The organism is Neoroseomonas lacus (genome assembly GCF_014644535.1).
GTDB classification, from domain to species: Bacteria; Pseudomonadota; Alphaproteobacteria; order Acetobacterales; family Acetobacteraceae; genus Neoroseomonas; species Neoroseomonas lacus.
The window spans coordinates 97,024-112,551 of record NZ_BMKW01000004.1 but is presented as its reverse complement, the minus strand read 5'-3'; the positions used below and the strand labels follow the sequence as shown (position 1 = coordinate 112,551).

The following is a 15,528-nucleotide window of genomic DNA, read 5'->3' as shown; positions in this document are numbered from 1 at the left end:
GTCACAGCACCGGGACGCCCTTCTGCTTGGCCTTGGCCTCGGGCTCGACATGGATGGTGATGATGGCGCTGTCGAGTTCAGCCTTCAGCGCGGCCTCGACGCGGTCGCAGATGTCGTGGGCCTCCTGCACCGTCATCGAACCCGGCACCACCAGGTGGAACTCCAGGAAGGTGTAGCGACCGGCATGGCGGGACCGCAGGTCATGCGCCTCGATCGCGCCTTCCGCCTCGGCGGCGACGATGCGGCGGATGCGTTCGAGCGTGGCCGGCGGCACGGACTCATCCATCAGCCCGCCGACGCTTTCGCGCAGCAGGCGAAAGCCGGAGAACAGGATGTTGCCGGCGGTCAGCGCCGCCAGCAGCGGGTCGAGCCACAGCGTGCCGGTCAGCGCCACCAGCCCGACGCCGGCGATCACCCCGGCCGAGGTCACTACATCCGACCACAAATGATGCGCATCGGCGATCAGCGCCGGAGAGCGCAACGCGCGCCCGCGCCGCATCAGCGTCAAGGCCCAGGCGGCATTGACCGCCGTTGCCACCGCCGAGATGGCGAGGCCGAGCTTCGCCTGCTCCGGCGCGCGCGGGGCCAGGAAGGCGCCCCAGGATTGATGCAGGATGAGCATCGCCGCGACGATGATCAGCGCGCCTTCCAGCACCGCCGAGAAATATTCCGCCTTGGCATGGCCATAGGGATGGTTGGCGTCGGCCGGGCGGGCGGAGAAGCTGATGGCGGCCAGCGCCGCGGCGGCGGCCGCGACATTGACAATGCTCTCCAAGGCGTCGGCCAGCAGCGCGACCGAGCCGGTCAGCCACCAGGCGACCGCCTTCAGCCCCAACACCGCCATCGCCACCACGACGCTGCCGATCGCAAGCATCGTGGCGCGGTTCATCCTGCTCTCCGTCATGGCGCGGGGTTTAGCCCCCGGGGGCTAGACGGAGAAGTACTTCGCGCGGGGGTGGTGCAGCACGATCGCGCTGGTCGACTGTTCCGGGTGCAGCTGCCACTCGTCGCTGATCGTCACGCCGATGCGTTCCGCCCCCAGCAGGCGCAGCAGTGGGACCTGGTCCTCCAGCCGCGGACAGGCCGGGTAGCCGAAGGAGTACCGGCCGCCCCGGTAGGATTGTTGCAACATCTTGTCCATGTCGCGGTCATCCTCGCCGGCGAAGCCCCATTCGGCGCGGATGCGCTTGTGGGCGTATTCGGCCATCGCCTCGGCCATCTCGACCGAGAGGCCATGCAGATAGAGGTAGTCCTGGTAACGGTTGTCCTCGAACCATTCCCGCGCGATGTCTGACGCCTTCTGGCCGACGGTGACCACCTGCAGGCCGATCACGTCGCGATGGTCCGGCCCGTCGCCGATATCGCGCACGAAATCGGCGATGCACTCGCCATCATCCTTGGGCTGGCGCGGCAGGGTGAAGCGCGTCGCCTCGGTGATGCCGTCCTCTTCGAACAGGATGAGGTCGTTGCCCTGGCCGGCGCATTTCCAATATCCGTAGATCGCCTGCGGCTTGAGAATGTTCTGCTCGCCGGTGATGCGGAGCATGCGCTGGAGTACCGGGCGCAGCTCCTGCTTCGCCCAGCCGAGGAAGTCCTCCAGCGAGCGGCCCTGTTTCCGGAAGCCCCATTGGAACTGGTACAGGCTGCGCTCGTTGATGAAGGGCACGATCGCCTTGGGCGAGGCCTCGATCGTCCGCGCGCCCCAGAAGGGTGGCACGGGCGTCGTCGATTCCGCGGACACACGACGGCGGCGCTGCTCCGCATAGGCCACGTCGACCGGGGCGAAGCCGCGCGGATCGGCCTGGCCCAGGGTGCGCTTCTCGTTGCGCGCCTTGCCGACACGCTTGGCTTGCACGGCGGCGAGATAGTCGTCGAAGCCGTTGCCGACCACCTTGTCCATCAAATGCAGCCCGTCGAAGGCATCGCGCGCATAGGCGACGCGGCCGGTCGTGCCGTCCTTCGCATAGGCGCGCACGCAGTCATCCTCGACGTAGTTGCGCGTCAGCGCGGCACCGCCGAGCATCACCGGGATGTCGAGCTCCTGGCGCGCCATCTCCTCGAGGTTCTCACGCATCACCACGGTGGATTTCACCAGCAGGCCGGACATGCCGATGGCATGGGCGCGGTGTTCCTTCGCCGCCGTGACCATGTCCGCGAGCGGCACCTTGATGCCGAGATTGATGACCTTGTAGCCGTTGTTGGTCAGGATGATGTCGACCAGGTTCTTGCCGATGTCATGAACGTCGCCCTTCACGGTGGCGAGCACGATGATGCCCTTCTCCTGCCCCGCCACGCGTTCCATGTGGGGTTCGAGATAGGCGACGGCGGCCTTCATCGTCTCCGCGCTCTGGAGCACGAAGGGCAGCTGCATCTTGCCCGAGCCGAACAGCTCGCCCACCACCTTCATGCCGTCGAGCAGCACGTCGTTGATGATGGACAGCGGTGCGAGGCCCTGGGCCAGGGCATCGGCCAGTTCGTCATCCAGACCCTTACGGTCGCCATCGACGATACGGTCCTTGAGGCGTCCCTCGACCGTCTCGGCGCGCACCTTCTTGACGCTGTCGGCGGCCTTACGGCCGGAGAAGATCTCCAGCACCTTCTGCAGCGGGTCATAGCCTTCGCGACGGCGGTCGAAGATGAGGTCCTCGACGACGGCGACTTCCTCGGGCGGGATCAGGTGCAGCGGCTTGATCTTCGACACATGCACGATCGCGCCGGTCATCCCGGCCTTCACCGCATGGTCGAGGAACACGCTGTTCAGCACATGCCGCGCGGCCGGGTTCAGACCGAAGGAGATGTTGGACAGGCCGAGGATGATCTGGATGTCCGGGAACTTGTCCCGGATCATGCGAATGCCCTCCAGCGTCCATTGGCCGAGCTTGCGGTCGTCCTCATTGCCGGTGGCGATGGTGAAGGTCAGCGGATCGATCATCAGGTCCGACTGCGGCAGGCCGTATTTGTCACAGGCGAACTCAACCAGGCGCGTGGCGATGCGCAGCTTGTCCTCGGCGGTCTTGGCCATGCCGACTTCGTCGATGGTCAGGGCGATGACGGCGGCGCCGAACTTCTTGGCAAGCTTCAGCCGGTCGATCGCGGCCTGCTCACCATCCTCGAAATTGATCGAGTTGATGATCGGCTTGCCGCCATGCAGCTTCAGCGCGGATTCGATCACGGGCGTCTCGGTGGAATCGATCACCAGCGGCGCGTTCACCGAGGAGGTGAAGCGGCGGATCACCTCATTCATCTCGGCGATCTCGTTTCGGCCGACGAAGGCGGTGCAGATGTCGAGGGAATTCGACCCCTCCCCCACCTGCTCGCGCCCGATGGCGACGCAACCGTCCCAATCGCCGGCGGCCTGACGCTCGCGCCATGCCTTGGAGCCGTTGGCGTTGCAGCGCTCGCCGATGGAGAAATACGCATTCTCCTGCCGCAGCGGCACGGCGTTGTAGAGCGAGGCGACCGACGGCACCCAGAAGAATTTGCGCGCGACCGGCGCAGGCCGATAGGCGGACCCGCCGACCTTGCGCAGCATCGCGTCCAGCGCCTGGATATGCGGCGTCGAGGTGCCGCAGCAGCCGCCGATCAGGTTCACGCCATCCTCGGTGACGAAGCGTTCCATCCACGATGCAAGCTCAGCCGCACCCAACGGATAATGCGTCTTGCCATCGACCAGTTCCGGCAGGCCGGCATTGGGCTGGCAGGAGATCAGGCCGGGCCAGTTCTGCGCCAGGAAGCGGACATGCTCGGCCATTTCCTGCGGGCCGGTGGCGCAGTTCAACCCCATGAGCGGCACGTCGAGCGAATGGATCACCGCCGCCGCCGCGCCGATATCGGGGCCGACCAGCAGCGTGCCGGTGGTCTCGACCGTCACCTGCACGAAGACGGGGATGTCTGACTTCGCCTCGGCGCGGGCGATCTTCGCCGCGTTGACGGCAGCCTTGATGAACAGCGTGTCCTGGTTGGTCTCGGTCAGCAGCGCATCGGCACCGCCGGCAATCAGGCCACGGCATTGCACGAGCAACGCCGCTTCCAGCGCGTCATAGGTGATGTTGCCGAGCGTCGGCAGCTTGGTGCCCGGGCCGATATCGCCGATCACCCAGCGGTGGCGGCCATCAGCGAAGCTCTCCGCCGCCTCGCGCGCGATCTCGACGGCGTTCTTGTTGAGCTCGAAGGCGCGGTCTTCCAGTTCGAACTCGGCAAGGGTGACCGGCGAGCCGCCGAAGGTGTTGGTCAGCACCATGTCGGCGCCGGCCTCGTAGTAGCCGCGATGGATTTCGCGCACGACATCGGGGCGCGAGAGCACCAGCACGTCGGTGCAGTTCTCCTTGCCCCAAAAGTCGCGATCGACGTCGAGGTCCATCACCTGCACGCGGCTGCCCATCCCGCCGTCACATAGGAGAACGCGGTCGCGCAGGGCATCGAGCAGATGGGGACGGGACATCGGGGGCAACCTCAGACGGACAGGACAGCTTCAGGATGGGTCTTACGTTCCGCGACCCAGAGGCGGACGGGCAAGGCGCCCGCAATGGTCAGGCTGTTGGCCGGCACACAGCCGGTCGCACCGAGCCAGCCGGCAATTTCAGCATCGTCAAAGCCGGGCCAGCGATGCGCATGCGCACCGAGCAGGTCGCCGCGTTCATGCGGCGCCAGGTCGACGATCAGCAGCACGCCGCCGGGCTTGAGCACACGGCCGGCCTCGGCGAGCGCGGCGGCGGGGTCCTCGGCGTAGTGCAGCACCATTTGTAGCGTTACGGCATCGAAAGCCGCATCGGCCAGCGGCAAGCGGTACATATCCGCCTGGCGCACGGCGATGTTGGACAGCCCGTGTTCGGCCAGCCGGGTCCGCGCCAGCGCGAGCATGTCGCGCGAGGCATCGACGCCAAGCCCTTCCTCGATGCGCAGGGCGAGGCGCTCCAGCAACCCGCCGGTGCCGCAGCCGATGTCGAGCAGCCGCCCGACGCGCGCCGGCAGCGCCGCGAGCAGGGCGGCCTCGATTGCCGCGCCGGGCAGGTCGAGCGCGCGCATCTCGTCCCAATCGGCACCGTGGCGGCGGAAGGATTCGGAGGCCGTCCTGGCGCGTTCGGCCGCCAGCCGGGCCGCCGCGCGCCGGTCGGCGGCGAGCAGCAGATCGTCCTCCGGCAGGCGGGCGAGGATCTGGCGCGCGAGGTCCGCCTCGGGCGGCACCTGGAACCAAGCATTGGCGCCTTCCGGCGTGCGGGCGAGAAGCCCGGCCTCGACCAGCAGCTTCAGGTGGCGCGACAGGCGCGGCTGGGACTGGCCGAGGATCGCCACTAGGTCCGACACGCACCAGGACCCGCGGGCGCATAGCGCGAGCAGGCGCAGGCGCGTCGGCTCAGCCGCGGCGCGGAGTTGCGTGAGGAGCTCATCCATGGGGCTGGACATAGTCATAAAGATATCCTTATGTCCAGTATCTCATGGACAAGAACCCCGACAGCCGCGTCCCGATCACCTGTTTTCCCGACGCCGAGGCCTTGGCGGCGTGGCTTGGCGCGGGTGGGCCGGCGGCGGTGCTGACCGATATGCCGGGCATCGCCAGTGGCGCGGTGGCGACGGAACGCTTCGATGCACGACCGGTACACCGCTTCGGCTGCGGCTGTTGCGCGGGACGGTCGGCCGCGGCGGTAGCGCTCGACCGGCTGTTCCAGGGCCGTGCGCGAGGGCGCAGCCCGTGGTTCGACCGGGTCGCGGTGGTGGCCGCCAGCCCGGCCGCGCAGGCCCAGGTCGCGACGGCTCTGCGCGAGGATGCGCTGACCTTGGCGCGGTTTCGGGCGGGGTAGGAGAAGGTTGGAGGGGCGCCGCCCATCGACCTTCCGGCACAACATCACCCGTCGCCGGTCCGCCTCAGCGTCTCCGTCGCCCGTGCCTCCAGGTCCGCCAGCCCCTTTGCATCCGCTATCCCCGCCTGCGCGGCACCGAGGGCAAGCCGCACATGGTAAAATAGACGATCGCGCCGGGCGCGGTCGGTTTCGACGTCCAGCGCGTCGTCAATCACCTCGACCAGGCGGATCAGCACGGCGGCCTGTCCGGCGCCCGCCTGGCGGATCATGTGGAACATGGCGTCGCACAGCCCGTGATAGGTGGTCCGGCGCCGGTACAGCACCACCACCTCGTCACGCAGCAGGACGGCACTGGGCAGGTATCGCCCCGCCAGGCCGGACAATGCCGCGCCCAGCCGGTCCAGCACCGCGATCGCGGTGAACGGGTCGTTGATGCCAGGGGACAAGGCGCGCACTGCGACCTCGACCAACTGACGCACCGCGAATTCCAGATCCTGCGCCGCGGCCGGGCGCGGGCCGAGTGTCATGGCTTCGCGCACCGCCTCGGCGGCCTCGGGCGCCAGGTGGGAGGGGCGTATCTCGGCGATGCGTGTGGCGGAATGCAGAAAGTCTCCCGGCCGCGCCAGTATCGACAGGACGGCGCCCTTCCCTGCCGCCCAATCGGCCAACTCGTCATGGTCGATCGCGCGCAGATACCCGGTGCCGGCACAGCGCACCGGCGCACCGGGCGGTGGTGGCTCAGCGAGACGCAACCCGGCCGGTGGCGCTTCATCCGTGGTCAGCCGGTCGCAGGCCGCCAGCAGTTCATCCTGCACCAGGGTGATGACGGTCTCGACATTGATGCCGCCGGCAACGTGGTGGACGAACCAGGCGAGCAGCCCGGTACAGAGGAGCGCCAGCGCCACCGCCAAAGCGAGGCCGAGATGCGGGATCGAGGCGTTATCGGGCGCGCCCATGCCGCGCTGCAATTCGATGCAATAGGCGAAGGTCATCAGGAACAGGCCGAGCGCCAATTTGTTCCCGGTATCGCGCAGGAAGTTGCGCAGCAGGCGCGGCCCCATCTGGCCGGACGTCAACGACAGCGCCGCGATGGTGATGGAGAAGATGGTGCCCGCCACGCCGATCGCCGAACCGGCAATGGTGCCGAGCAGGCTACGCGCGCCGGCCGCGCTGTCGGCGAAGATCAGCGCCTGCGGCAGCAGTGCGTTGCCAGGGGCCTCCAGCCGCAGCGCCACCTCGGCAAGCAGCACGCCGCTCAGCGAAAGCAACGCCGGGATTACCCAGAAGACGTCGCCGAACCATTCGATGAAGGCGTTGAGGCGGTTCCTCATCGAGGTGGCCGCTGGCGCCGCTGCATCACCCGCCGGGCTTCACCGCGCCGCGCGCCATACCGTGCTGCTTGCTTGGCCCAGCCTGGTCGAGGTCGAGCGGGCCGGCCAATAGCTGCAGGGCGAGGGTGATGCGGCGCAGCAGCACTTCCTCCGCGCCGGGCATGCCTTCCTCGACCGCCACGGCGATATCCGCGGCATCGTAGGCCCAGCGCTTCAGGATCTCGATCTTCTCCGCCGTTGCCAGGGCGGGATGGGCCACCACAGCCTCCGGCGTCGCGAAGACCGATGGCGGATCGAGCAGGGCCCGATCGAGGTCGGGCCGGGCCGTCGGATCGATTGCGGTCATCAATCCCTCTCCCCTCGGTTCCCGGCGGCCCGGGCTGGGCCACCGATGGTCGATAGAAGGGGAGATGGGGCGGCACGGCGAGGCGTGCAACGCGCCTCATGCCGGCAGGGTCTTCTCCCCCTCGCCCAGCGCCTTTTGCATCTGCACCACATCGACCCAGCGGCCGAACTTCATGCCCACCGCCTTCAGCAGCCCGACCTGGCGGAAGCCGAGCGAGATGTGCAGGCCGATCGAGCCGGTATTCTCGGAATCGCCGATCACCGCGATCATCTGGCGGAAGCCGCTCGCCTCGGCCCGCGGCAGCAGGGCGGCGACCAGCGCCTTGCCGACGCCCTGGCCTCGGATGTCGTCGCGCACATAGACGGAATCCTCGGCGGTGAATCGATAGGCCGAGCGTTCCCGGAACGGCGCGAAATAGCCGTAGCCGAGGACCATGCCGTCCTCCTCCGCCACCAGCCAGGCGCAGCCCTTGGCCTGCACCGCCGCCATGCGGGCGGCGAGGTCGGCCTCGGCCGGGGGGTTCTCCTCGAAGGTGCCGGTGCCGTGCAGGACGTGATGGGCATAGATCGCGGTCATGGCCGGCACATCGACCGCCGTCGCGTCGCGGATGCTGATCGTCATGCCGGCAGCCCGGTGGCCTGCGCAACCGCCTCCGCCAGGCCGAGCAAGGCGCGGTCGCTGCCCGGCGCCCCCACCAGGGAGAGCCCGACCGGGGCACCATCGACGCGCCCGGCCGGGATTGTGACTTCCGGCAGGCCGCACAGCCCGGCGATGGCGGTCACGCCCATGGTCCTCTCGCGAACCGCATTCTGTTCCGCCTGGCTAGCGCTGAGCAGCGGCGCCGGCGCCGGAGAAGTCGGATAGACCAGCACGGCGCCACCGCCCAGCAACGCCCGGATGCGCGCGTGCACAACGCGGCGAAAGGCGCGCCCGGCGGCGGCCTTGGCTGGGTCCATCGCCTTGGCCGCGGCGAAGCGTTCCTTCACGCCGGGGCCGAAGGTCGGATTGGTCGCCTCGATCCACGGGCCGAGGCTTGCCCAGGCCTCCACCGCCTGGGCGCAGCGGAAGGCCTCGTAAAAGGCTCCGAGCCCCTCCGGAGCGAGCCGGATGGACAGGGCGGCACCGAGCACGCGTTCGGCGGCCTCCAGCGCCGGGGCCAGGGCGCGGGCGGTGGCGGGGTCGGCATTTACCCAGGCTTCCTGGATCTTGAGCAGCGGCCCGGTCGCGGCCGCCCCGGCCGGGGCGAGCAGCACCTCGCCGACGCTGCGCAGCAGCCCGGCATCGGCGGTGAACCACCCGGCGGTGTCATAGGCCGGCCCGAGTGGGCAGGCGCCGGTCAGGCTGACCGCGCCCCAGGACGGGCGGATGCCATAGATGCCGCAATAGGAAGCCGGGATGCGCACCGACCCGCCGGTATCCGAGCCCATCGCGATGTCGACGATGCCCGCCGCCACCGCCGCCGCCGACCCACAGGAGGACCCGCCGGGAAAACGGTCGGGCGCGGCGGGATTGGTCGGCGTGCCATGCCAGACATTCTCGCCGGTCAGGCCATAGGCGAGTTCCACGGTCTTGGTCTTGCCCACCAGCCGCGCGCCGGCCTCGAGCAGCGCCGTGACGACGGCGGCATCGACGGTCGCCGGGGCATGGGTGCGGGCCCAGTCGGGATTGCCGTAGCCGGTGACGTCGCCGGCGGTGTCGTAGAGATCCTTGACGGCGAAGGTGAGCCCGGCGAGCGGGCCTTCGCTCGCGCCCGCGCGTTGCGTCCTCGGGCCCGGAACGAAGGCACCTACGGGATCATCGACCATGCAGCGTACTCCAGCCCAGTTGGGCGGAAGGGTGGATCAGCGGCCGCTCGCTGACAACCGACGGCCGATGCCGCGCGCGCCGAACGCCGGAATGGCCCGGATGGCCACGTGAACCGATTCCGACAATGACGTGGGTGGTTGCGCGAGGACGGCTAGCCGGGCCGCTAAAGGCCCTTCAGGGGCGCCGCGTTCGCCCTGCTTGCCGCATTCTGCGGCGAGACGGCCTTGAGCCGGTGTTAGCCTCCCCGCCGCCGGGCCTGCCGCCTCAGCCGAAGTTGAGCAGCGCGGCCTTGGTGCCCAGGGCGGCCAGCGTCGCCGCCACCAGCGCGGGTCCGGCGCCGAGGCGCCGCGCCGCGACAAAGGCGAAGGTGCCGAGAATGAAGGCCCAGCTCACGATCTCACCGAGGGACGGGTCGGCCATGGCGGATGCTCCTGACGCGAACATTTCCTGATTGTCATTTAGCGGAAATGTTGCGCGAATGCCAGGGAATCGCGCCGGTCAGACGCGGAATGCCGAAAGGCTCTGCTTCGGCCGCCCATCCGCGCCCCAATTGGCCGCATCCAGCCAGCCGGCGGTGGCCTCGCGGCGCGATGGCCATTCATCGTCCAGCATCGAGAACCAGGCGGTGTCGCGACGGCGGCCCTTGACCACCAGTACGTTGCGCAGCGTGCCCTCATAGGTGAAGCCGAGCCGCTCGGCGGCGCGGCGCGAGGGCATGTTCAGCGCATTGCACTTCCAGGTCAGGCGCCGGTAGCCGAGGTCGTCCATCGCATGGCGCATCAGCAGGAACATCGCCTCGGTCGCCGCGCGGCTGCGCTGCATGCGCGGGGAGAACCAGATGTTGCCGAGTTCGATATGCGCATGGCCCGGGAACATCTCCATGAGCGTCAGCCATCCATCGGCGGTGCCGGTGCGATGTGGGCGCACCGCCCAGGCCATCGGGTCATGGGTCGCGGCCATGGCACCGACATGGGCGCGCATCGCCGCCTCGGTGGCGAAGGGGCCATAGCCGAGATAGGCCCAGGACCCCTCGGCCGGTTCGCCCTGCGCGGCGTGGAACAGTTCGGTCGCGTGGCGGACATGCAGCGGTTCGAGGTCCACCGAGGCGCCGCGATGGGGCATGCGCGGCGGCAGGGGTCGGGGGGTAGCGTCAACCTTCGGGCCGACGGGCGGGTTGGTGTCGGGGTCGACGGGGATACCGGGCGGAAGGTCCTGCATGGCGGGCAGCAAAGCCCCGCGCCGACGCTAACACAAGGACGATGCAGCATTCCTGTTGCGTCCGCTGCCGCAGCGCAGCACAAGACCCCCGCCATGAACGACGCCCCAACCCCCGCCGCCCCCGTGATCCCCGCCGCCTATTTCGGTGAGCGGGTGACCTGGGTCCATCACTGGACGGACCGCCTGTTCTCCTTCCGCTGCACGCGGGACACGGCGTTCCGCTTCCGCGCCGGCGAATTCGCCATGATCGGGCTGATGGTGAACGGCAAGCCGCTGGTGCGCGCCTATTCGGTGGCGAGCCCGACCTGGGACGAGGAGCTCGAATTCCTCTCCATCAAGGTTCAGGCCGGCCCCCTAACCTCGCGGCTGCAGCACATCGCGGTGGGGGATACGGTGCTGATCGGCAGGAAGCCGACCGGCACGCTGGTGACCGACAACCTGCTGCCCGGGCGCACCCTGTGGCTGCTGGCGACCGGAACCGGTCTCGCGCCCTTCCTCTCCCTGGCGCGCGAGCCGGATGTCTATGAACGCTACGAGACGGTCGTCGTCGCCCACACGGTGCGCGAGGTGGCCGAACTCGCGCATCGCGACCTGTTCGAGCGCGAACTGCCGGCCCATGAATTCCTCGGCGAGATGGTCGCCGGCAAGCTGTTGTACTACCCCTCGGTGACGCGCGAGCCGTTCCGCCACCAGGGCCGCATCACGGATCTGATCGAATCGGGGCGCATCTTCGCCGATCTCGGCCTGCCGGTGCTCAACCCCGAACACGACCGGGTGATGCTGTGCGGGTCGGAAGCGATGAACCGCGACATGAAGGCGATGCTCGAGGCGCGCGGCTTCGAGGAAGGGTCGAACAACGCGCCGGGCAGCTACGTGGTCGAGAAGGCCTTCGTGACGAAGTAAATCTGGTCCGTCCTCAATCGCCGAGGACCAGGCGCGCGGCGACCGCGATCCCCGTGCAGATCCACAACGCCATCGCCGCGAAGGCGACCCGCTGACCATGCCAGACGAGCCGCTCATGCAGGATCCGCCCGGCCAACGCCCGGATGCGCGGCGCCTCGGGCCCGCGCGTCAGGTACAGGCGTTCACTCGCGAGCATCGACCAGAGCTCGGTCTCGCGAACGTCGCGCCGGGGCGATCGCCAAGCCAGGAGCCAGATCACGATGCAGGCAATGGAGGTGAGAATGGCGCCCGACCTGAAGGCGAGTTCCAGGTCGTAGGACAGCGCCAGCATCACCGTGCCGATGCCCAGCGCCGCGAAGCCGCAGGCCCGGCGGATCGAGATGTCGGCAAGGGTCTGAAGGATGTCCATCGTCCCTTCCCCTCTGGTGTACCGCGGCCCCGTCAGAAACGAGCAAGAATGCCCAGGCCGGTCAGCAACGCCGCGGCGACCAGCCAGACGCGCATCGCGGCCTCGGGGCCCGCGCCCATCCGCTCCGCAACGGCAGCCGGAATCGCAGAGGCGAGCAGCGTGCCCGTCGCGACGATCAGGCTCGCCCCATAGAATACCACCTCGGTCGTGCGCGGAAAGATCTCCGGCAGCCAGATCGGATAGAGAGCGAAGGCCACCGCCAGGGCCGGGCTCGAAATCCCGGCCAGCAGGCTGACCGCGACGGTCATCACGAAAAGAGTCTGGGGTGTCACGCCTTCACCCCCCCACCGGGGTCACGCGCGGGGCGAGCCCGGCCGCAAGCATCGCCAGGCCGAAGGCGACCCGCAGGACGAAGATCCAGAAGGTGGCCACCAGGGGCAGGAACAGCGGCCCGACATAGGACGGGACCAGCAGCCGCGCGGCCGCGACAGGCCAGGCCGACAGCGTGCGGAAGGCGCGCCAGATGTAGTTGGTGCTCTCCGGCGGCACGACGAACTGCATCATGAAGCGGCCGATGCAACTCCATCCCGCCACCGCCAGCGCATAGGTGACGATCCAGAACGGCAGGTAGGAGAGCAGGAAGTCATCACCCATCGGCGTCCTCATGAAAGAAGGGCGGAACCCTTGAAAGGGTTCCGCCCTGTCGAATGCAGGCTGGAAGGCAGCGGTCAGTCGAGCACCTTCTCCCCCGCCACCAGCCGCACGCCGCCACGTGGCGTGCGGATGCTCTCGACGAAGTCCTGCATGTCCTTGGACGGCGCCGTCGTGATCAGGCTGACCACCCAGGTCGTGACGAACGCCGCCGGGATGCCGAACAGCCCACAGGAGATGTTGCGCACCCCGAACCAGAGCGGCATCGCGTAGTACTGCGTGCCGATCAGGTAGAACAGGCAGACGCCGTAGCCGACGATCATGCCGGCGACGGCACCGGCCGAGGTGGTGCGCTTCCACCACACGCCCATCACCAGCGCCGGGAACAGCCCGGAGGCGGCGATGGAGAAGGCCCAGGCCACCATGGCCAGGATCCCGGCCGGGCGCGTGCTGGCGACGTAGGCCGCGACGAGCGCGACCACGACGAGCAGCGCGCGAGCCACCGTCAGGCGCCGCTTCGTATTCGCGCCCGGGTCGATCATCCGGTAGTAGACGTCGTGGCTGAGCGCATTGGCGATGGCGAGCAGCAGCCCATCCGCGGTGGAGAGCGCGGCGGCGAGGCCACCCGCCGCCACCAGGCCGGCAATGACGTAGGGCAGGCCCGCGATCTCCGGCGTCGCCAGCACGATGGCGTCGGCGTTGATGGTGAATTCGCGGAACTGGAGGATGCCATCGCTGTTCGCGTCGCGGACACTCACCAGGCCGATATCGGACCAGATCCGCACCCAGTCCGGCAGGCTCGCGATCGGGGAACCGATCACGTTCTGGAAGACTTCCAGCTTGGCGAAGGCCGCATAGGCCGGCGCGGTGAAGTAGAGCAGAAAGATGAAGAACAGAGACCAAGCCACGGATTGCCGCGCATCGCGCACGGACGGCGTGGTGAAGTAGCGCATCAGGATGTGCGGCAGGGACGCGGTGCCGACCATCAGGCAGAAGATGAGCCCGAAGAAGTTGAGCATGTCATAGGTTTGGAACGGCGTGATGTGGGATGGCGCGCCGGCCAGGGCCTCCTTGGTCACGCGCAGCATCTCGATCTGTTCGATCGCCTGCCCGTACATCAGCTGCGGGATCGGCACGCCCGTCACCTTGGCCGAGAGCAGTACCACCGGGATCAGGTAGGCGATGATCAGGATGATGTACTGCGCCACCTGGGTCCAGGTGACCGCCCGCATCCCGCCCAGCATCGAACAGACCAGAATGCCTGCGAGGCCGACGAACACCGCCAGTTCGAAGGAGATGCCGAGGAAGCGGGAGGCGATGATGCCGGTGCCGAAGATCTGTGCCACCACATAGGTGAAGGAGGCCGACATCAGCACGATCACGCCGCAGAAGCGGGCGAAGTTGCCGCCGTAGCGCGCGCCAAGGAAGTCCGGCACGGTGTAGGCGCCGAACTTTCGCAGGTAGGGCGCGAGCAGGATCGCCACCAGCACGAAACCGCCGGTCCACCCCAGTACGAAGGCGAGGCCGTCATAGCCGAGCAGGTAAAGCGTGCCCGCCATGCCGATGAAGGAGGCGGCCGACATCCAGTCCGAACCCGTCGCCATGCCGTTGTAGAAGGCCGGCACGCGGCGTCCCGCGACGTAGTATTCGGAGACCTGCGCCGTGCGCGAAAGGTATCCGATCAGCGCGTATACGCCGATCGTCAGGAAGACGAAGAGGTAGCCGATAATCCGGTTCGGCACCCCCACCTGCTCGAGCACGGCGAGGAACAACACGAAGCCGACAAAGCCACCCGTGTAGTAGCCGTAGACCTTCCCGAGATTCGAGAGGAAGTCACCTTTCTGGGTCGAGGGATCCGACATGGCTTAGTCCTCCGACACGCCGAATTCGGCGTCGATGGCGTTCTGCCGGCGGGCGAACCAGAACAGCATGACGACGAAGATGATGAGGCTGCCCTGCGCGGCCATGTAGAAGCCGAACGGGAAACCCAGGAATTTGTATTGATTGAGAAATCCGACAAAGAAATGGATGCCGAAGCTGGCAATGGCCCAAATGATCAACATCAACCACATTAGGCCCGATGTTTTCGACCAATAGGCCTTGGCGGTTGCAGCATCCACCGCGTCCCCGGCATTCGCCGCGCGCGTGAAATTCGGTTCAGCAGCTGGCATTTACTGTATCCCCCCATATGCTTTCGCCAAATTCGGGATCGCCCGTCTCGGCTTGTTGCGGCATATCAGGTCGCGGAACAGCGCAGGCGGCGGATTCGCAGACCCTTGATTGTGACGGTGGCACGCGTCGACGTCGCCGCGCAACAAGGTTGCAAGCCAACAGGGGCCTTTCGACATGACGTTCAGCCTTCGCGGATTCCTCAGGCACCTCACGGCGGGAACACGCTCCGACGCCCCAGGACGTCTGGGAGAGTTCCTGCGCGCCCAGGGCGCCTATGTCGCCCAGAAGTCAGTGCTCGATTACTGCCGTGTGAAGGCCGGGCGACACGAACAGAAGCTGTTCGCCGAACCCGACTTCCAGGCTGCCTTGAAGCACTGTCGCTGGCAGGTCTATTTCGGCGCGCTGGCTGATGTGACGGCCCTGGCGGAGGCATGGCTCCGCCCCCATGCGGTCGAGCGGGAGGCCGCGCTGGCCGAGGCGCTGGCCCGGCTCCACGACGCGGCACTGGCCAGCGAAACGCCGCCACCCGAGGAGGCCGGGACGGCCGCCACCTTCTCGATCCGCAGCCATCTGGCGGCGCTGCAACTCGCTCCCCCGCATCGGTCCCACGAGATGCCCCTGCTGGCGGAGGCGCCGCTTTTCGCCACCTTGCCCATCCATCCCGAGAACCGCACCGGGGAATCCGCCTCGATCCGCGGCGCGCTGCGGTTCCTTATCGTGTCGACCCAGCAGGAGATGGAACGCCGCTTCGCGGCCGCTCCCCTGGCGGCGGCGCTGTCGGACCACTCTTCATAACGGCCGGGCTGCCATCCCCACCCGCCGACCGGACCGCCCGGCGCCACTTGGGCCTCGTCCCCCGAACGGTGCGCCGCCATACTCACTCAACGTCGGAAC

Annotated in this window: 17 protein-coding genes; 3 read left to right on the top strand and 14 right to left on the bottom strand. The window is 68.1% G+C overall.

Annotation, left to right across the window (positions count from 1 at the left end):
* Position 1 precedes the first annotated feature (1 nt).
* Genes IEY36_RS09180 through IEY36_RS09170 form a run of 3 tightly spaced genes read right to left on the bottom strand, consistent with a single transcriptional unit; the run spans position 2 to position 5,391 of the window.
* A complete protein-coding gene (locus tag IEY36_RS09180; protein WP_188966756.1) occupies positions 2–889 on the bottom strand; it encodes a cation diffusion facilitator family transporter in 888 nt (295 codons plus the stop codon).
* Positions 890–928: 39 nt separating this feature from the next.
* Positions 929–4,441 (bottom strand): methionine synthase, encoded by a 3,513-nt coding sequence (gene metH, locus IEY36_RS09175; protein WP_188966755.1) that lies wholly within the window; start codon positions 4,439–4,441, stop codon positions 929–931.
* 11 nt (positions 4,442–4,452) lie between these two features.
* Positions 4,453–5,391 (bottom strand): ArsR/SmtB family transcription factor, encoded by a 939-nt coding sequence (locus IEY36_RS09170; RefSeq protein ID WP_188966754.1) that lies wholly within the window; start codon positions 5,389–5,391, stop codon positions 4,453–4,455.
* 44 nt (positions 5,392–5,435) lie between these two features.
* Between IEY36_RS09170 and IEY36_RS09165 the strand changes: the two genes are divergently transcribed.
* Positions 5,436–5,798, top strand: coding sequence for a hypothetical protein (locus tag IEY36_RS09165; RefSeq protein ID WP_188966753.1), 363 nt, complete (start codon positions 5,436–5,438; stop codon positions 5,796–5,798).
* Positions 5,799–5,842: 44 nt separating this feature from the next.
* Here IEY36_RS09165 and IEY36_RS09160 read toward each other — a convergent pair whose 3' ends face one another.
* From IEY36_RS09160 to IEY36_RS09135, 6 genes are all read right to left on the bottom strand, one after another.
* Entirely contained in the window at positions 5,843–7,129 is a 1,287-nt protein-coding gene (locus IEY36_RS09160) for a DUF2254 domain-containing protein (protein ID WP_188966752.1), read from the bottom strand.
* Positions 7,130–7,154: 25 nt separating this feature from the next.
* A complete protein-coding gene (locus tag IEY36_RS09155) occupies positions 7,155–7,475 on the bottom strand; it encodes a hypothetical protein (protein WP_188966751.1) in 321 nt (106 codons plus the stop codon).
* 96 nt (positions 7,476–7,571) lie between these two features.
* Positions 7,572–8,090: a GNAT family N-acetyltransferase gene (locus tag IEY36_RS09150; RefSeq protein WP_373290317.1), complete on the bottom strand. Its 519-nt coding sequence runs from the start codon at positions 8,088–8,090 to the stop codon at positions 7,572–7,574.
* Positions 8,091–8,092: 2 nt separating this feature from the next.
* A complete protein-coding gene (locus tag IEY36_RS09145; RefSeq protein WP_188966749.1) occupies positions 8,093–9,280 on the bottom strand; it encodes an amidase in 1,188 nt (395 codons plus the stop codon).
* A gap of 265 nt (positions 9,281–9,545) precedes the next feature.
* Positions 9,546–9,701 carry a hypothetical protein gene (locus IEY36_RS09140; protein ID WP_188966748.1) on the bottom strand — a complete coding sequence of 52 codons (156 nt, stop codon included), beginning with the start codon at positions 9,699–9,701 and terminating at the stop codon, positions 9,546–9,548.
* Between the two features lie 78 nt (positions 9,702–9,779).
* The gene (locus IEY36_RS09135; RefSeq protein ID WP_188966747.1) at positions 9,780–10,499 is read right to left on the bottom strand and encodes a GNAT family N-acetyltransferase; all 720 of its coding nucleotides are present in this window, start codon (positions 10,497–10,499) and stop codon (positions 9,780–9,782) included.
* Positions 10,500–10,592: 93 nt separating this feature from the next.
* Between IEY36_RS09135 and IEY36_RS09130 the strand changes: the two genes are divergently transcribed.
* Positions 10,593–11,402 (top strand): ferredoxin--NADP reductase, encoded by an 810-nt coding sequence (locus IEY36_RS09130; protein ID WP_188966746.1) that lies wholly within the window; start codon positions 10,593–10,595, stop codon positions 11,400–11,402.
* A 13-nt stretch (positions 11,403–11,415) separates the two neighbouring features.
* Here IEY36_RS09130 and IEY36_RS09125 read toward each other — a convergent pair whose 3' ends face one another.
* The 5 genes from IEY36_RS09125 to IEY36_RS09105 form a co-directional block, all read right to left on the bottom strand.
* Entirely contained in the window at positions 11,416–11,811 is a 396-nt protein-coding gene (locus IEY36_RS09125) for a hypothetical protein (RefSeq protein ID WP_188966745.1), read from the bottom strand.
* A gap of 32 nt (positions 11,812–11,843) precedes the next feature.
* A complete protein-coding gene (locus tag IEY36_RS09120; protein ID WP_188966744.1) occupies positions 11,844–12,119 on the bottom strand; it encodes a hypothetical protein in 276 nt (91 codons plus the stop codon).
* 28 nt (positions 12,120–12,147) lie between these two features.
* Complete coding sequence (locus tag IEY36_RS09115) at positions 12,148–12,465, bottom strand: hypothetical protein (RefSeq protein ID WP_188966743.1); 318 nt, start codon at positions 12,463–12,465, stop codon at positions 12,148–12,150.
* A 74-nt stretch (positions 12,466–12,539) separates the two neighbouring features.
* Positions 12,540–14,324: a sodium:solute symporter family protein gene (locus IEY36_RS09110; RefSeq protein ID WP_188966742.1), complete on the bottom strand. Its 1,785-nt coding sequence runs from the start codon at positions 14,322–14,324 to the stop codon at positions 12,540–12,542.
* Between the two features lie 3 nt (positions 14,325–14,327).
* Positions 14,328–14,633 (bottom strand): DUF4212 domain-containing protein, encoded by a 306-nt coding sequence (locus IEY36_RS09105; protein WP_188966741.1) that lies wholly within the window; start codon positions 14,631–14,633, stop codon positions 14,328–14,330.
* A gap of 175 nt (positions 14,634–14,808) precedes the next feature.
* Between IEY36_RS09105 and IEY36_RS09100 the strand changes: the two genes are divergently transcribed.
* Entirely contained in the window at positions 14,809–15,429 is a 621-nt protein-coding gene (locus IEY36_RS09100) for a hypothetical protein (RefSeq protein ID WP_188966740.1), read from the top strand.
* Positions 15,430–15,528: the final 99 nt, after the last annotated feature.